This window comes from Streptomyces sp. NPDC022552 (genome assembly GCF_055561875.1).
Window position 1 is genome coordinate 250,513 of the sequence record NZ_JBVHGJ010000008.1, and the last position, 16,577, is coordinate 267,089.

12 protein-coding genes are annotated in these 16,577 nt (G+C 72.7%); 2 read left to right on the forward strand and 10 right to left on the reverse strand.

Going from position 1 to position 16,577, the window contains the following annotated elements; genetic code table 11:
• Window positions 1-8: 8 nt before the first annotated feature.
• The 8 genes from ACZ3OF_RS22375 to ACZ3OF_RS22410 form a co-directional block, all read right to left on the reverse strand.
• On the reverse strand, window positions 9-167 hold the full coding sequence (locus ACZ3OF_RS22375; protein ID WP_018492281.1) for a DUF6760 family protein: 159 nt from the start codon (window positions 165-167) through the stop codon (window positions 9-11).
• Window positions 164-673, reverse strand: a complete 510-nt coding sequence (locus ACZ3OF_RS22380) for a hypothetical protein (protein ID WP_361599444.1) — start codon at window positions 671-673, stop codon at window positions 164-166. Before ACZ3OF_RS22380 ends, ACZ3OF_RS22375 begins: the two co-directional genes overlap by 4 nt.
• On the reverse strand, window positions 670-1,110 hold the full coding sequence (locus ACZ3OF_RS22385) for a phage tail protein (RefSeq protein ID WP_361434746.1): 441 nt from the start codon (window positions 1,108-1,110) through the stop codon (window positions 670-672). Before ACZ3OF_RS22385 ends, ACZ3OF_RS22380 begins: the two co-directional genes overlap by 4 nt.
• Window positions 1,111-1,130: 20 nt before the next feature.
• Entirely contained in the window at window positions 1,131-2,684 is a 1,554-nt protein-coding gene (locus ACZ3OF_RS22390) for a phage tail sheath family protein (protein ID WP_467306395.1), read from the reverse strand.
• Window positions 2,685-2,910: 226 nt separating this feature from the next.
• Window positions 2,911-5,067, reverse strand: coding sequence for an ATP-binding protein (locus ACZ3OF_RS22395; RefSeq protein ID WP_467306454.1), 2,157 nt, complete (start codon window positions 5,065-5,067; stop codon window positions 2,911-2,913).
• A gap of 29 nt (window positions 5,068-5,096) precedes the next feature.
• Entirely contained in the window at window positions 5,097-5,798 is a 702-nt protein-coding gene (locus ACZ3OF_RS22400; protein WP_361672570.1) for a Pvc16 family protein, read from the reverse strand.
• Entirely contained in the window at window positions 5,795-8,980 is a 3,186-nt protein-coding gene (locus tag ACZ3OF_RS22405; protein ID WP_467306398.1) for a hypothetical protein, read from the reverse strand. The genes ACZ3OF_RS22400 and ACZ3OF_RS22405 overlap by 4 nt, the downstream gene beginning before the upstream one ends.
• 115 nt (window positions 8,981-9,095) lie before the next feature.
• Window positions 9,096-9,740: a helix-turn-helix transcriptional regulator gene (locus ACZ3OF_RS22410; RefSeq protein WP_361672575.1), complete on the reverse strand. Its 645-nt coding sequence runs from the start codon at window positions 9,738-9,740 to the stop codon at window positions 9,096-9,098.
• Between the two features lie 194 nt (window positions 9,741-9,934).
• Here ACZ3OF_RS22410 and ACZ3OF_RS22415 point away from each other — a divergent pair, with 194 nt between their 5' ends.
• Window positions 9,935-11,266 (forward strand): COG1470 family protein, encoded by a 1,332-nt coding sequence (locus ACZ3OF_RS22415; protein ID WP_361672723.1) that lies wholly within the window; start codon window positions 9,935-9,937, stop codon window positions 11,264-11,266.
• A 212-nt stretch (window positions 11,267-11,478) separates the two neighbouring features.
• Here ACZ3OF_RS22415 and ACZ3OF_RS22420 read toward each other — a convergent pair whose 3' ends face one another.
• Window positions 11,479-14,406 carry an AfsR/SARP family transcriptional regulator gene (locus ACZ3OF_RS22420; protein WP_467306399.1) on the reverse strand — a complete coding sequence of 976 codons (2,928 nt, stop codon included), beginning with the start codon at window positions 14,404-14,406 and terminating at the stop codon, window positions 11,479-11,481.
• A 152-nt stretch (window positions 14,407-14,558) separates the two neighbouring features.
• On the opposite strand from ACZ3OF_RS22420, the gene ACZ3OF_RS22425 reads away from it, so the two are divergent.
• A complete protein-coding gene (locus ACZ3OF_RS22425; RefSeq protein ID WP_467306401.1) occupies window positions 14,559-15,374 on the forward strand; it encodes an ATP-grasp domain-containing protein in 816 nt (271 codons plus the stop codon).
• Window positions 15,375-15,470: 96 nt separating this feature from the next.
• Here ACZ3OF_RS22425 and ku read toward each other — a convergent pair whose 3' ends face one another.
• The gene (gene ku / locus ACZ3OF_RS22430; RefSeq protein WP_361672582.1) at window positions 15,471-16,544 is read right to left on the reverse strand and encodes a non-homologous end joining protein Ku; all 1,074 of its coding nucleotides are present in this window, start codon (window positions 16,542-16,544) and stop codon (window positions 15,471-15,473) included.
• Between the last annotated feature and the right edge of the window lie 33 nt (window positions 16,545-16,577).

Sequence of the window (16,577 nt, forward strand, 5' to 3'; positions counted from 1 at the left end):
CCCTCACCTCACCCGCCTTCGTTCACCCGTGTGTTGATCCGCGCGATCTCCCTCACCCACTGCTGCCGCTCGGCGTGGGTGAGGTCGAGGATGTCCTCGCGCTGCCAGTGGAAGTGGTAGGCGACGTACGCGATCTCCTCCCGCAGCCGGGGAAGGGCGTACGTCACGATTCCCCCAGGCGCCCGCCCGAGAGGTCCACCTCGAAGTCGCCCTGGCAGTGGGGGCAGGTGACCGCCGCGTGCGTGTGCCCCTCGCTGTTGATCCGCCGGTAGAAGTCCTGGAGGAAGGCGACGTCGGTCGCGTACATGCGCTCGACGACCCCGGCGTGGATGTCGGTGATCGTGCCGAGCGTGGTGATCACCTGGCTGAGGAGGACCACGCTCAGGTACGCCGGGTTCTCCTTCACCCGCAGGTCGATCTGCGGGCGCAGCTCGTCCCTGGCCGTCGCGAGCCGCATGGTGCCGGTGCGATGGACCGTTCCCTCGTCGTCGACGTACCCGCGCGGCAGCTCGAAGGTGAACTCGGTCCGGAGTTGTTCGCGCTGCCGCGCCGGCGGCGGGGCCGCCGCCGGGGCGGGGGCGGCCGCCGGAGTGGCGGCCGCCGCGCGCTCTGCCGACGAGGCGGCTTCGAGGAGTTCCTCGAGGTTGCCCGAGGTGACCGTCCTGCGCCTCATTCGATCACGATCTCCTCGAAGGTGATGGTCACCGTCTCGGTGGCGGCGCTGGACTCTCCGGCCTTGAGCGAGGGCCCTTCCCACTTGCTCGCCCAGCCCTGCATCAGCTGGATGCGGCGGACGGTCTCGCCGGCGGCGTCCTTGACCTCGATCGTGAGGTTCTGCCGGGCGGAGTCGACCGCGCCGTTCTCCAGCGTCTCCTTGACCCACTTGGTGAACTCGGTGCTCTTGTCCATGCCGCGGGTGATCGTCACCTCGCCGGCCTGGCGCGCACCCGGCTGCTTGCGGATGAGCAGCTTGCCGTCGGGGGTCACCTGGCGGACCTCGACAACGTCCTCCTCATAGGTCAGGCCGCTGATCTCCTGGATCGACTCGACCATGTAGCCGCCCAGCTGGACGCCGAAGACATGAGTGGAAAGAGCGTCGCCCTCTGCCATGACTGCTTTCACCTTTTCTGTTACTCGTTGACGAGGCTGGTGCTGTCGGAGAACTGGGAGAGCCGGAAGATCACGAACTCGGCGGGCTTGACGGGTGCGACGCCGATCTCGCACACCACCTGGCCGAGGTCGACAGACTCCGGCGGGTTGTTCTCGCGGTCGCACTTGACGTAGAACGCCTCCGCCGCGGTGCTCCCGAAGAGCGCGCCCCGGCGCCATTCCTCGGTGAGGAAGGCGGTGACGTTCCGGCGGATGCTCGCCCACAGCCGGTCGTCGTTCGGCTCGAAGACCACCCACTGGGTGCCCAGGAGGATGGACTCCTCCAGGTAGTTGAAGAGCCGGCGGACGTTGAGGTAGCGCCAGGCCGGGTCCGAGGACAGGGTGCGGGCACCCCAGATGCGGATGCCGCGGCCGGGGAAGGCGCGGACGCAGTTGACGCCGATCGGGTTGAGCAGGTCCTGCTCGCCCTTGGTGAGCCGGATGTCCAGGTCGACGGCGCCGCGGATGACCTCGTTCGCCGGGGCCTTGTGCACACCGCGCTCGCCGTCGCTGCGCGCCCAGACGCCCGCGACGTGGCCGCTGGGGGGCACGGTCGTGTTGCGGCCGGTGGCCGGGTCGAAGACCGAGATCCAGGGGTAGTACAGCGTGGCGTAGCGCGAGTCGTAGCCGGCCTCGTCCTGGCGCCAGGTGCGGATCTGCTGCGCGTTCATGCTCGGCGGGGAGTCGAGGACCGCGACGCGGTCGCCCATCTGCTCGCAGTGGGAGATGACGGCGAGCTGGACGGTCCTGACGCCCTCGGCGTCGATCTCACCGCGCTGGTGGGCACCCATCAGGTCCGGTACGGCCACCATGGTGATCTCGTCGATGGCCTCCAGACCGGCGAAGCCGGTGCGGGCGGAGGAGTCGCCGACGTACTCGGTCGGGTCGACCCGCACGACGCTGCCGGGGGCCGAGGCGGCCGGGGTCGCGGCGGGGGCCGCCGGCAGGGTGAGAGTCTGCTTCTCGGGGCGGGTCTGCGCGGTGCCGGGCTGTTCGGCGACCTCGATGAGCTTCGACTCGCGTACCAGGTTGAGCAGATAGCCCTTGACGTTCTTGCGGACGGAGGCGTCGTACGTCTCCACCACCTTGCCGCTCTGGCGGACGAGCAGCTTGAACTTGTCCTCCGGCGGGTTCTCGCCGTCGGCGTCGGCGATCTCGACGGAGACCTCCGGTCCGGTACCGGGGCGGGCCGACAGCAGGAAGCCGCCGAGCGCGGTGGGCGCGGGCGCCTGGAGGGCCGCGGGCCGGCCGCTGTCCGCCTGGCCGGCCGCCGGGCCACCGACACGGACGACGTAGGCCGTGCCGCCGCCGTTGGCGAAGTAGCCGTAGACGGCGTGGGCGAGATAGGTGCCGGCGGTGAAGCCGCCGAACGTCTGGACGTACTGGTCCCAGTTGGTCACCAGCGTCGGCCGGTGGAAAGGTCCCTGCTCCGCGAAGCCGACGAAGGCGGCAACCGCGGTGCCCACTCCTTCGATCGGCCGCGCACCGGACTGCACCTCCTCCACATACACGCCCGGGGTGAGGTACGACGGCATACTCGCTCCTTCAAGTGGCCTCTGGGTCACCACGAGTCTCACCGCCCCGACGTGCCTGGTCATAGGCCCGCAGGTCCCCGCCGAAGGGCAACGGCTCTGCCTGAACGGGCAGGTGGGAGGGGGCGAACCGGCAGCTCGGGGGGCCGTCGGCCCGTCGCCGGTCCCCGTCCCCTCCGGAGCCAGGCCCGTCGTCAGGACCTGTCCCCTCCGCAGGCAGCGCCCGTCGTCAGGCCCTCTGTTCCCCGCGCAGCCAGGGGCCGAACTCGCTCTCCAGAACCAGACGTCCGAGCTTGCGGTACTCCTGGAGCACGGCGGAGACGAGCTGGGCCATGCCGAGCGGCCGGCCCGCCTCCGCCGCGAGGTAGGCCGCGGTCACCGCGCAGGCGCGGATCGAGCCGCCCGCGAGCTCGAAGCGGTCCGCGCAGAACGGCAGGTCGAGGTCGTCGCCCCGGGGCATCTCGGGGCCCAGGCAGCGGTCCCACAGTGCCAGCCGCTGCGGCGCGTCGGGCATGGGGAAGTCTGCGATGACGTCGATGCGGCGGGTGAACGCCTCGTCCAGATTGGCCCGGAGGTTGGTGGTGAGGATCGCGATCCCGTCGAAGGACTCCATGCGCTGGAGCAGGTACGCCGACTCGACGTTGGCATGGCGGTCGTGCGCGTCCTTCACCTCGGAGCGCTTGCCGAAGATCGCGTCCGCCTCGTCGAAGAGGAGGACGCCGTTGACCTCGGAGGCCTCGACGAAGATCCGCTCCAGGTTCTTCTCCGTCTCGCCGACGTACTTGTCGACGACCGTGGAGAGGTCCACCACATAGAGCTCCATGCCCAGTTCGGCGGCCACGACCTCCGCGGACATCGTCTTGCCCGTACCGGACTCACCCGCGAACAGGGCGATCACCCCGCGTCCGCGCCCGCCGCCGGGGCGCATCCGCCACCGGCCGAGGACCTGGTCGCGATGGCGTGCGCGCAGGGCGAGTTCGCCGAGCTGGCGGCGGGTGGGCGGGGGCAGCACGAGGTCGTCCCAGCCGACGGCGGGGTCGATGCGGCGGGCGAGACGTTCGAGGCCGGCGCCGTTCTGGGCGCGGACGGCGGCCCGCAGGTCCTGCGGGCCGACCGGGCGCCGCTGCGCGACCGCCGTACGGACGGCGACCGTCGCGGCCTTGCGCACCTGCTCGGCGTCGAGGCGGTACGAGGCGACTGCGGCGTCGAGCTCGTCGTCGTCCGGCAGGGTCACGGGCGCCGGGTGCGGGGCCTCGACCTGGGCGGCCGTCGCCGTGTCCGCTGAGGCCGCCATCGCTGCCGCGTCCGTCAGGGCCTGGCGCCATTGGGCGACCCTGCGTCCGGTGGCGGGCGGGCCGACCGTGAAGGGGACCGGGCTGTACCGGGACCAGAGCGGGTCCCAGCTCTTCGCGCCGTGGGTGATCAGCGGGACGCCCACCGAAGCGGCGCACAGGTCGCGCAACCACCGGGCCCGCTCCGGGCGTTCCGGTTCGAGGGCTTCGAGCGGGCCGACAACGATGCCGCCGCCGCACAGCCGCGCCTCGGTCGCGAGGAGGTGCGGCACCCGGGCCGCCTCGGGGTCCGTGGTGAGCGCGCCGACGTCGAGGACCACGGGCCGGCGGCCCGCGGCGGTGAGCGCCTCGACGGCGACCCGGCCGGCGTCGCCGCCCCGGGCCCGGAGATGGACCGGGCCGGTGCCGGGGGCGGCGGCCGCCGCGACGCGCAGCACCGTCTCGTCGTACGGCCCCGGGGCGTCCGCGCCCGTGTCGACCAGGCCCGCGAGCCGGCCGTCGGGCGCGTCGTCCCCGAGCAGATGGGCGGCGACGCGGTCGGGGACGCGCAGGGTGCGCGAGAGGAGCGGACGGTCGGGTTCTGTGATCTCCAGGAGGCCGCCGCGCATCAGGGGCGCGGCGGTGGAGAAGCGGAACCGCCCCGGGCCCGCGACGGGTTCCCCGCACAGCTCCAGGGCGAGGCCGATCGTCGGCCGGCGCCGGGTGAGGTCGTCGTTGAGGTAGCCGTAGAGCGGCTCGAAGCGGGCGTCGACATCGGGCGCGAGGGCGACGAGCAGCAACTCCTCGTCCAGCGGGAGGAGTCCGAAGTCCTCGGCGAGGCGGCGCAGCCGGGACCCGGGTGCCGCGAGGGGCCCGTCCGCGGGAGCGGCGGCGGAGCCCGGGAAGAAGGCCGCCGGGGCGCGGAGGATCCGCTCCGCGCCCTCCGGGGTGAGGTACTGGCCACGGTACGGGTCGTCCGGAGCCGGATCGGTCGCGTGGCGGGCCGCCACCGCGTCGCGGACCCGCAGTTCGACACGGGCCAGGCGCTCCCAGAGGTGGGTGAGCCCGGCGGGGTCCCCGGCCCCTTTCCCTTCTCCTCGGACATCCGCGTCCACGTCCGCGTACGTCCGTACGTCGTCCTGGATCACCGGACGGGCCCCCGGTGGCGGCGGGTCGGCGCGGGCCTGTCGCGCGGGACGGCGAAGCCCTGCGGGCCGGGGTCGCCGGCACCGTCGTAGCGCAGGCGCCGGCCGGGGCCCGACGGGGTGTCGTCGGAGGCCGCCGGGGCGACCCGTACCTCAAGACCTTCGGTGACCGGAGGCGCGGCGTCGAGGAGCTCGCCGGCCAGCGGGGCGAGGACCTTGAGGTCGATCGCGGCCTTCAGCTCGCCGCCGAGGGCGGACCACACGTCTCCGGCCGACCGGCCCTGCGTGCCGCCCCCGGCCACCTCGATGGGCACGGCGAGGCCCAGCTCGGCCAGGGTGCCGGTGCGCAGACGGGCAGGCAGCACGTCCGTGCGGGCCATGCACCGCAGCACCTCGGAGAGCAGCCGGTGCTCGTCCTGGGGCCGGTTGGTCCAGGCCGTGACCAGGTAGGTGAGGTCGAACCAGCGGGGCGGGGTGCGGTAGGCCACGATCCGCCCGGTGTCGTCGTACTCCTCGAGCCTGCCGGTCCGCCGCCGTTCGATGTCCTCCCTGATGTCGTAGAGGAAGACGCTGATGGTCGGGGCGTTGCGGCGCGCCGCCCACTCCCGCGTCGGCGGGTCGAAGACCAGGTCGACCCCGCTGTCGGTCAGGCCGGCCTGGGTGAGCAGCAGGCGCAGCCCCTCGTCGACTTCGTGGATCACCGGCGCGCCACCTCGTCGGGCGGAGCGACGTTGCCGGTGACGACCAGGAAGGGCGTGGTGACCGGGGAGAACCCGGCCCCCTCGGCGGTGATGATCCGCGGTCCTGTCTCGTCCTTGGCGAGGATCAGCAGCTGGGAGATGAACGTTCCGTCGGCCTTGGGGACGGTGGGCACGGCCGCGGCGGTGATGCCGGGCTTCCAGGTGAGCGTGACGGCGGTGCCGGGCGGGAAGTCCTTGCCGCGCACGGAGGTCACGAACCCGGGCTTGCCGACGGCCGGTACGGCCACGATCTTCGGCTGGAGGATCCGGATCCGCTGCCGGTCGGCGTTGTCGGACGGGTCGGCGTCGGTGCCTGAGGTGGTGATCCGGCCGGTGGCGGTGGCCGTCAGTGCCTTGTTCGGGGACAGGACGATCGTGACGACGGTGGAGGCGCCGGGGGCGAGGTCACCGAGGGCGCACACGCCGTCGACGCAGCCGGCGGGGGCCTTCCCGGCCGGGATGCCGCGCGGCAGACCGAGCCGCAGGGAGACGCCGGTGGCCAGCGCCTCACGGCCGTTGCGGACGGTGTACGTGAGGACCACGCGGCCTCCGACGTACCCCGGTTCGGGCTGGGCGGTGATGGTCAGCGCGGGGCCGGCCTCGGGCGCGGGCGGCGGCGGGGTGGGCTTGGGCGGGGTCGGCGTGGGCGTGGGTGCCGGAGTGGTCGGGGTCGGCGTCGGCGTCGGTGTCGGGGGCACCGGGGCGTCCTCGACGGGGACGAGGGTCCGGGTCGCGTTGTCGGCCGGGCTGCGGTCGATCACGGCCCCGGTGACGGACCAGTCGATGACCTGGTCGCCGGGGGTCACTCCGGTCAGCCGCGCGATCACGGTGACGCTCTCCCCCGGGTCGAGGACGCCGAGGTCGCACTGCGGCGACCCGGGCTCGCACCGCCCCTTCGACGGGGTCAGCCCGTCGAGCCGTACGCCCGGGGGGACGGCGGCGGTGAAGGTCGTGCCCGGGGCGGCGGAGGGGCCCTGGTTGGTGACGGTCACGGTCACCGTGCCGGACTCGCCCTCGGTCACGGGGTCGGCGGCGGGCGGCGCGGTGACGGTCAGGTTCACCGACTGCTGGTAGGCGGGCTCCTTCTGACGGCCCGGGAGGGCACCGGTCAGGGACGTGACGGCACCCGTGGCGAGTTCGACGGTGGACAGGGCCTCCGGCGAGTTGGGCGCGAGCGCCCGGCGGGAGCTGAACACGAGCCGGCTCGCGTCCGGCGACCAGGCCACGTCACGCGGCTGGAAGGGGCCGGTGGCGGAGGTGTCGGGGACGTCCCGGCGGCATCCGTCGGGGTCGCCGTCGCGGCCCGTCGGCAGGACGACCTGGCAGCCGCCCTCGGTCAGGTCGGTCAGGAGGACGCTGTTGCGCTCGTTGATCCGGCCGCCTCCGTCCTTGCGGTTGAAGGCGAGGCGCTTGCCGTCGGGCGAGAACGCGGGGCTGTCGTCGATCACCTGGCAGTTGCCGGGGCAGAGCTCGACGCTCAGGTTCCGCTGCTGGTCGAGCGCCTTCACGGGCACGGTCCAGATGTGCTTGTTGCCGCCCGTTCCGTCGATGACGTGGTTACGGGTGAAGGCGAGGGTCGTGCCGTCCGACGACCAGGTCGGCTGGGCGTCGCCGCCGGTCTGTCCGGCGGGCGGGCGTACCTCGCCGACGAGGGCGCCGGTCGTGGCGTCCGCGACGAGGATGCGGCCGGGGCCGGACGCCTGGCCGACGCCGCCGGGCGAGGTGCGGGTGAAGGCGAGGAGCTTGCCGTCGGGCGAGAAGGTGGGGTCGGTGTCCCAGTCCTTGGCTCCCCGTCCGGCGAGCGGCATCAGGGTGGTGTTCGATCCGTCGGCGTCGGTCAGCCAGATCTGCTCGGTCCGGCCGGTCTCGGGGTCGCCCTGGAAGCGGGTGACGACGATCCGCCGGCCGTCGGGGGTGTAGTTCTGCCGCTCGGTCCACGGGTCGTAGCCCGCGGACGGGTTGAAGAGCGGGTCGGCCGCCGGGTCGGTGGTGGTCCTGGCGGCGGGGTCCTCCCGCAGGACCTTGACGCCGAGGTCGCGGGGGTCGGAGCCGTCGGGCCGTACGTCCTGGAGGTACGCGTGGTAGCGGGCCTCGGCGGTGGTGCGGGTGACGACGACGGAGCCGCCGTTCTGCGGGCCGAGCCAGGTCGGCGAGTCGACGACCCGGTCTTCGTAGAGGACGACCTCGGCGGTGGCCGTGGAGTGGGCGACGGCCCGGTAGACGCTGTCGTACGGGTTGGTGCAGCCGCACGGCCCGTTGGGGCTGAGGAAGAGAATGGTGTCGCCGTCGGGCTGCCAGGCGGCGGACCGGGTGTTCCAGCCGGCCTGTTCGCCCGAGAGGAGCGGCCCGTCGGCGCCCCGGCCCGAGGTCACCCGCAGCCGCGGTCCGGTCTCCTGACCGCCGGGCGCGAAGGTGAGGGTGTAGGCGACGAGGTCGCGGTTGACGGTGTCGTCGACGGGGTTCCAGGCGGGGTCGTCGGCGTTGCCGGCCGGACCGTCGCTGATCCGTTCGGACACGCCGCCGGCCAGCTGCCTGCGGTGGATCTGTCGGCCGCGCAGGGGGTCGGCGTCACTGGCGTACGCGATCCTGGCGCCGTCCGGCGAGACGGTGGGCGCGGTCTCGTTCGCGGGGGTCTCGGTAAGGGGGCGGGCTCCGGACCCGTCCGTCCCCACGATCCACAGATCGCGCTGGGTGCCGCCGGGTCCGGGTTCGGCGGAGTCGAACACCACGAACCGGCCGTCCGGGGTGAGTTCGGGGTTGGCCGCGTCGCGGTCGGAGGTCAGCTTGTGGATGCCCCCGGCGGCGTCCCGCAGGTACACCTGGGGACGCGTGCCGTCGCGCAGACTGGTGAAGACGACCTGGTCCCCGCGTGCCGAGGCCTCGGTGTCGTAGTGGGCCGGGCCGCCGCCGAGCAGCGGTTCGCTCGTGGCCGGGGTGCCGGTGACGCGCCCCATGGAGCGGTGCTCGGTGCCCGCGAAGGCGATGCGGCCGGTGTCGTCGGCGTCCGCCGCCGCGCGGGCGGGCGCGGCGGCGGGGGTGGCGGCACGGGGTGAACTCACCGCGAGCAGGGGCACGATCAGCGCCACGGCGACGGACAGTCTGCCCAGCCTGATACGGCCCACCGGGCCGGGGGTGCCGGTCACGTCCACCTCACAGTCTGGGAGCGGTTCACCGTCGTCGAGCGTCACAGCCGGTGCCGGGCGGCACCAGGGCCCGAGTACCCGTCCCGGGGGAAGCGTGGGCTGCTCTTTCGGGCATTCATATGAGTCCGTGCCTCATCGCGTAGCCCACCGCGTGGGCCCGGTTGCGCAGTTGCAGCCGGGTGGTGACCTCGTGCAGCACGTTCTTGACGGTCCGTTCGGAGTACGAGGTCTTCTGCGCGATCTCCACGGTGTCGAAGCCCTCGGACACCAGCCGGAGCATGTCGGCCTCACGTGTCGTCAGGGTGGAGAGGGTCAGACCGCGCGGGTCGAGCACCGTCCGCTGGAGGCTGCTGACATGGGCGAGCAGCTTGCCCAGCAGGTCGCCGGGGAGGACGCCCTCGCCCTTGGCCAGCGCGGTTACCAGGTGGACCAGCCGGTCCTGGTCGGCCTCGGAACGGCGCAGTACGGCGGCGACCGAGCATTCGATCATCGTCTGGAGCGAGCCGGCCTCGAAACGTCCGACGACGAGCCCGGTGCTGGTGGCGGTGTTGCGCTGGAGCCGGCGCAGCAGTTGGACGGTGGAGTCGTCGACCGTGTCCACCACCACCAGGGTGGCCCTGGCCCGGTCGGCCTCGGACTCGGGCAGCAGCTCCACCTCGGGGCGCCTGCGCAGTTGTTCGGTGATACCCGCCTGAAGGATCAGGTCCTCGGCGTAGACCGAGACCGACACCCTGGCATTGCACTGATCGCTGTTTGTCATGTCATTCCACCCGTTTCATGGTCGTCCGCCGGCCGGAGGGTCTACGGCCGGCGGGTGGTTCAGATGCGGCGCGTGGCCGTGCGGCGATGGTCCGTGGGGGCATCCGTGTTGCCCGGTCGTTGTCCCCCGCGTCCCTGGAGAAGGGCCCGTTGGCGGCCTAGGTTCCCAGCGTGACGACTTCTGCCGAACTCGAAATGCCGACCGTGACGGTCTCGCCCGGCGGCGAGGCGACGACCACCCTGAACGTCCGTAACGACAGCGACATCGTCGAGGCGTACACGTTCACGGTGGTCGGTGACTGCGCCGCGTGGAGCACCGTCGAGCCGGCCCGTGTCTCGCTCTATCCCGGCACCTCCGAGACGGTGACGGTGCGGCTCGCTCCGCCGCGCTCCCCCGACGTCCGCGCCGGGGAGAAGCCGCTGGGCGTGCGTGTCCTGCCCGTGGAGCACCCGGAGAACGTGGTGGTCCCGGAGACCACGGTGCGTGTGGAGGCGTTCCGCGAGGTCCGCCAGGAGCTCGCACCTCGCCGTCGACGCGGCTGGCGCGGGGCGCGTTACCGGATCGCCCTGCGGAACCAGGGGAACACGCCCGTGTCGCTCGCTCTCGCCGGCCGGCAGGCCGGGGAGGAGCTGAGCCTGCGCACCACTCCGCAGCGGAAGCGCCTGGAGCCCGGTGAGTCCGCCGAGGTCGCGCTGAAGGCGGGCGTCCGGCCGCTGATCTGGTTCGGCGAGCCGGTGAGCCACCCCTTCGAGATCGAGGTCGCCGAGGCCGCCGAGGGGGCGGAGGGCGGCACGGATGCGTCGGGGATCGCCAAGACCTCGGGGTCCACGCAGAGTTCGTGGAGCTCGGAGAGCGGCGGGGAGCCCGCCGTGTCGGGTGTCGTCGAGGGCGAGTTCGTCCAGCTGCCGGTCCTGCCGAAGTGGCTGCTGATCCTGCTCGCGCTCCTCGTGGCGCTGCTGGTCGCCTGGTTCGCGCTGGTCCGGCCGGCGGTGCGCAGCGCCGCGAAGGAGGCCGCGACCGCCGCGCAGAAGGAGGAGTCCGCGAAGCAGCAGGAGGCCGCCGAGCAGGAGAGGGCGCGGGCCAAGCCGAGCGACAGGCCCGGTGGGCAGGACCAGGGTTCCGGCGGTCAGGGCGACGGCGGGTCCGGTACGGTCCGGACGGGTCCCGGTCAGCAGAGTTCCGCCACCATCGACGTCCAGACGGGCGCCGGCGGCAAGAAGGTGGGGACGTACCGGGTGCCCGAGGGGAAGGTGTTCGGCATCACCGACATGGTCGTGGCGAACTTCCAGGGCGACGAGGGCGTCATCACGATTTCGTTCGGCGAGCGGAAGGTCACGACGATCGCGCTGGAGACCTTCCGGAATCAGGACTACCACTGGGTCACCCCCATCGAAATTCCCGAGAACTCGACCGTCACCGCGGAGGTGACCTGCGCGAAGCCGGGCACGCCGGCGACCGGGAAGCAGGCATCCGGCTGCCACGAGGTTCTGAACGTCAGCGGTGTGCTCCGTGACCTGCGTCCGTAAAGCGGAACGTAAGGACATCATTCTTCTCGGTTTCGTCAACGGGAAGACCGGGCAGATGGATTCGTCCTGAAACCATCGTCCATATCGGCCGTCCCGTATGCGCATCGGAGAACGGCGTGGCCCGTTCCGGTCGTCGGCCACGGCATGATCATCCGTGATCGGTCCGAGGGCAGCGTAGGCAGGGTCCAGTGCCGAAAAAGTGACGTCCCGCTTCACCGCGGCTCCAGCGGTGTGAACAGTTCGGGTCCGGCGAGCCGTTCCCTCACCTGCTGAGCGTCGGGATGCCCCAAGTGCTCGAAAAGTTCCAGGGCTTCGCGCCACGCGACGGCGGCCGCGGCGGTGTCCCCCGCGGCCGCGTGGCTGTCGCCCAGGTGCGCCAGGGTGTCGGCCTGCAGGCTGAGGTCCCCGATGTCGCGGTAGAGGGCGATCGCCTGTGCGTAGGCGTCGAGCGCCTCGGGATGTTCGCCGCGGTGGTGTCTGGCGTAGCCGACGCTGTCCCAGGCCGCGGCCTCGCCGTTGCGGTTCCCGTTCCGCCGGTGCAGGAGGACGGCCCTGCCGCAGTCGTCCAGCGCCTGTTCGTAGGCGCCGGTGAGGATATGGGTCCAGCCGATCTCGTTGAGTACGGCCGCGGCTCCCGTGCGGTGTCCGGACAGCTCGTAGAGGGCGGACGCCAGCGCGTAGTGCTCCAGCGCCTGCGCGTGCTGTCCCCTGGCGTTGCTCAGGAACGCCAGATTGCGGTGGGCGGTCGCCTGTCCGTCCGGTGCACCGGCGGCGGTGAAGCGGTCGAGCGCGCGCGAGAGCGTCTCGTGGGACTCCTCGTACAGGCCGAGCCGGCAGTACGCGAATCCCAGCGCGCGCAGGATGTACGCCTCGCCCGTGGTGTCACCGGCCTGGCGGGCGGCGCGCAGGGCCCGTTCCTGGATGACCCGCTGCTCCTCCCAGCGTCCGGCCCGGTCGAGGAAGAGCTCCAGAGTGGCGGCCAGCCGCCAGCAGAGCCCCTCGCCGTCGTCGCCGTCCGCGGCCGCGCGCTCCACGGCCGCGAGCAGCACCTGACGCTGCCGGTGCAGCCACCGCGCGGCCTGGGTCTCGCCGGTCAGCTCCTCCGGCACCACACCGTCGCCCAGGGACGGCAGGGGAATCCGGTCCCGGTACGGGGCGAGGAGCGCGTCGGCCGCCCAGGCACTGTGCAGATGGTGCTCGACCAGCCGGCGCCGGGCCCGGGCCCGCTCCGCCTCGTCGTCCCGTTCCTCGCTCAGCTCCTTGGCGTACGCGCGCAGCAGCTCGTGGCAGGAGAAGCGGCCCGGCGCCTCCTCCAGGAGCAGCTGGCTCTCCAGCAGTTCGCCGATCTGTCGGCGGGCCTCCCGTACCGGCACCCCCACCAGGCTCGCGGCGGCGGGAACGGAGAGCTCCGGCCCCTCGTGCGCGCCGCCGAGCAGCCGGAAGAGGCGCGCGGCGGCCGGGCTGAGAGCACGGTAGGACCAGGAGAAGACACTGCGGGCGTCGGCGCTCGCGTCGCTGCTGGCGAAGGAGTCCAGGCTGCCCCGGGTGGCGCGCAGTTCGGTGGCGATCGCCTCCAGGGCGAACCGGGGGTTGAGCAGGGCGCGCGCGCAGACGATCGCGAGGGCGAGCGGCAGATGGCCGCAGAGCTCGACGATGTCACCGGCGGCCTCGGGCTCGGCCGCGATCCGGTCCAGGCCGAGCCGCCGCGCCAGGAACTCGATGCCCTCGGCGCGGGAGAGCACGTCCAGACCGAGGAAGCGCACGGCGTGGGTGATGACCAGCCCGTCGAGCCGGTGGCGGCTCGTGACGAGGGTGAGACAGCCGGGGGTGCCGGGGAGCAGGGGCCTGACCTGCTCGGAGTCCCGTGCGTTGTCCAGCAGGATCAGCAGTCGGCGGGGCGCGAGAAAGCTGCGGTAGAAGGCCGGGAGGGCCCGGGGGTCCTCCGGGACCCGCTGGGGCGGGACCCCGAGCGCCGAGAGCACCTCGCGCATGACGTCGGGGGCGCCGAGCGGGGCCATGGTGGGGTGGAAGCCGCGGAGGTTCACATAGAGCTGGCCGTCCGGGAAGAGGTGCGCCACGCGGTGGGCCCAGTGCACGGCGAGCGTGGTCTTGCCCACGCCGGCCATGCCGCTGATCGCCGCGATCACCGCGGCCCCGCCGGCGGCAGGGGTGCTCTGCCCGGCCTCCGACCCCTCCGGCCCCTCCGATCCCTCCAGCAGCTCGCGTGACAGCGCCAGTTCGGTCCGTCGCCCGGCGAACGTGGCGATGTCGGAGGGGAGTTGGGCGGGGAGGAGCGAGGGTGCGGGCGGGCGGGTCTCCGGTTCCGCCGCGTCACCCCGCGGGTCCGCGGCGCGGACCACGACGGGCACGGTCTGCCGCAGGACCCGTTCGTGCGCCGTACGCAGCTCCGGCCCGGGGTCGACGCCGAGTTCGCCCACGAGCCGGGAGCGGACGGAGTCGTGGACGGCCAGGGCCTCGGCCTGCCGTCCGAGTGCGGCGAGCGCGGTGATGAGCCTGGCGTGCAGCGCCTCGTCGAACGGGTGGTGGTGGGTGGCCTGTTCGAGCAGGGTCAGCACCCGCTCGCCGTGGGCGTGCCCGGGCGCCGGCGCGTGCTCGCGCTCCGGCGCCAGGGCGGCGTCGGCGGCCTCCTTGACGGTGGCCAGGTACTCGTGGTTGAGCGCGGTGAAGAGCGGGTGCGCGGCGACCGTCGGCGCCAGGCCCGTACCGGCGGGTCCGCTCCACATCCCGAGGGCGTCGACGAGGAGTGCGCCCTTCGCGCGGTCGCCCGCCGTGGCACGGCCGGCCTCTTCGCGCAGCGACCGGAAGCGCAGCAGGTCCAGCTCGCCCGGTTCGACCCGCAGCCGGTAGCCGCCGGCCCCCCGAAGCAGCCGCCTCGCGGCCGCCCGGCTGGGCAGTTCGGGCTCCAGGAGCCTGCGCAGGGCCCCGACATGGCGGTGCACGACGTTGACCGCGCTACCGGGCGGCTCCTCCCACAGGGCGTCGATCACCTCCTGTGGCGTGAGGAGCTCTCCCGCCCTCGCCAGCAGCAGGGCCAGCAGGGCCTGCTGCTTCGGGGGGCCCAAGGTCAGTTCGGCGTCTCCCCGCCAAACCCGCACCGGCCCCAGGATCCGGTAGCGCATGCTGCCGCCTCACCTCTCGCTCTTCGTACCTGTGTTCGCTCACGTTAAGTGTCGGAGCAGTCCGATCCGTTACAGCTGACGTCGCCGCGTTTCCGTCACGTAACCTTTGGCGATCCGGCCACGGACGCGAAGCGGAGGAAAGGGGACCAGGCATGGCGACGCTTCTCTACGTCACCGACCTCGGCTATCAGGCGCGCGGGCGGCGGTACTGCGACGAGGACATCTGGCTCTCCGGGCGGCTGCGCGAGGAGTTCGACGTCGCGCTCTGCCACCCGCTGGACGCGGCCGCGCTGATGGACCGCTTCGACGCCGTGGTCGTACGCAACAGCGGACCCGTCCTCCACTACCAGGAGGCGTACGACGCCTTCACCCGTGCGGCGCGCGAGGGCGGGGTGCGGGTGTTCAACTCACTCAGCGGCAAGGGAGACATGGCCGGAAAGGACTATCTCCTCCAGCTGTCGAGGGAGGGATTTCCGGTCATTCCCACGGCGGGCCGGCGCGAGGAGTTCGCGCGGCTGCCGGAGGCCGAGGAGTACGTCGTCAAGCCGCTGCTCGGGGCGGACTCGGTCGGTCTGCGGTTCGTGGAGCGGGCGGCCCTCGGGGACGTGGACCCGGCCGGGATGCTCGTACAGCCCCGGATCCCGTTCGTGTACGAGGTCTCGTTCTACTTCGTCGGGGACGCCTTCCAGTACGCGCTGTACGCGCCCGACCCGGACGCCCGCTGGAGGCTGGAGCGGTACGAACCGACCGGTGCCGACCTCGCGTTCGCGCGCCGGTTCGTGGACTGGAACGGCCTGGAGTACGGCATCCAGCGCGTCGACGCATGCCGGGCTCCGGGCGGGGAGCTGCTGCTCGTGGAGCTGGAGGACCTCAATCCGTACCTCTCGCTCGATCTGGTGGGCGACGCGGAGCGGGAGGCGTTCGTGACCGCCATGAAGGGGTCGCTGCGGGAGCTGCTGAAGAGTTAGTCCGCCGCCCGCCGTGAGCGGGGCCGGAGTCAGGGCGCCCCGGCGGCGGAGCCGGGCGGGGAACTCCGTCCCCCGCCGCCGCTCCCGGCCTCGCCGCTACGCCGACCGCTTGCGCGGCGTCGCCTTCTTCGCGGACGCCGTCTTCTTCGCCGCCGTCTTCTTCGCGGCCGTCTTCGCGGTCGACTTCGCCGTGGGCTTCTTCGCCGCCGCCTTGCCACCGGCCGCCCCGGACCCCGCCCCCGCCGTCTTCGACGTCGACTTGCGGGCCGGGGCCGCCTTCTTCGCCGCCGTCTTCGACGTGGACTTCCGCGCGCCCGTCTCCTTCGGCGTACGCGAGGAGGTCTTGCGGGGAGACAGCTCGGTCACACCGGCGACGCCGCCACCCTCCCCGCGCGCCTCCTTCGCCGCGCGGACACTGCTCTCCAGGGCCGCCATCAGGTCGATGACCTGGCCGCCGCCCGCCGCCTCGGGCTCCGGGGGCGCCACCGCGGCGCCGCCCTCCGCCTTGGCGGCGATCATCTGCTCGACCGCCTCCCGGTAGTCGTCGTGCAGCGTGGCGATGTCCACCTCGCCGAGCGTCGCCATCAGGGCGTCCGCCAGGTCGAGTTCCGCGTCCCGTACCGTGACGGGGGTCTCCGGGGCCACCCCCTCCGGCGCCCGGATCTCGTCCGGCCAGAGCAGTCCGTGCATCGCGATCACGTCGTCCACGACCCGCAGCATCCCGAGCCGTTCCCGCCCGCGCAGCGCGTACTTCGCCACGGCCACCTTGTCGCTCCGCTTCAGCGCCTCCCGTAGCAGCGTGTACGGCTTGGCGGCCGGCGCCCCGCTCGCCGAGAGGTAGTAGGCGGCGTCCATCTGGAGCGGGTCGATCTCCCCGGCCGGCACGAAGGCCACGATCTCGATCGTCTTCGCCGTCGGCAGCGGCAGCGCCGCCAGATCCTCGTCCGTGATCGGGATCATGGTCCCGTCGGACTCCTCGTAGGCCTTGCCGATCTCCGCCTGGGAGACCTCCTCGCCGTCCAGCTCGCACACCTTGCGGTAGCGGATCCGGCCGCCGTCGGCGGCGTGGACCTGGCGGAAGGACACGGACCGGCTCTCGGTGGCGTTCACCAGCTTGATCGGGATGCTCACCAGACCGAAGGAAATGGCGCCGTTCCATATGGATCGCACGTTTCATCCCTTTCGCACGACACTTCCGGATTC

What these genes read in the sequence shown, in the direction of transcription:
- ACZ3OF_RS22380 (WP_361599444.1), bottom strand. Translation starts at nt 673, where the DNA reads ATGAGGCGCAGGACGGTCACCTCGGGCAACCTCGAGGAACTCCTCGAA.
- ACZ3OF_RS22385 (WP_361434746.1), bottom strand. Translation starts at nt 1,110, where the DNA reads ATGGCAGAGGGCGACGCTCTTTCCACTCATGTCTTCGGCGTCCAGCTG.
- ACZ3OF_RS22390 (WP_467306395.1), bottom strand. Translation starts at nt 2,684, where the DNA reads ATGCCGTCGTACCTCACCCCGGGCGTGTATGTGGAGGAGGTGCAGTCC.
- ACZ3OF_RS22410 (WP_361672575.1), bottom strand. Translation starts at nt 9,740, where the DNA reads ATGACAAACAGCGATCAGTGCAATGCCAGGGTGTCGGTCTCGGTCTAC.
- ACZ3OF_RS22415 (WP_361672723.1), top strand. Translation starts at nt 9,935, where the DNA reads ATGCCGACCGTGACGGTCTCGCCCGGCGGCGAGGCGACGACCACCCTG.
- ACZ3OF_RS22420 (WP_467306399.1), bottom strand. Translation starts at nt 14,406, where the DNA reads ATGCGCTACCGGATCCTGGGGCCGGTGCGGGTTTGGCGGGGAGACGCC.
- ACZ3OF_RS22425 (WP_467306401.1), top strand. Translation starts at nt 14,559, where the DNA reads ATGGCGACGCTTCTCTACGTCACCGACCTCGGCTATCAGGCGCGCGGG.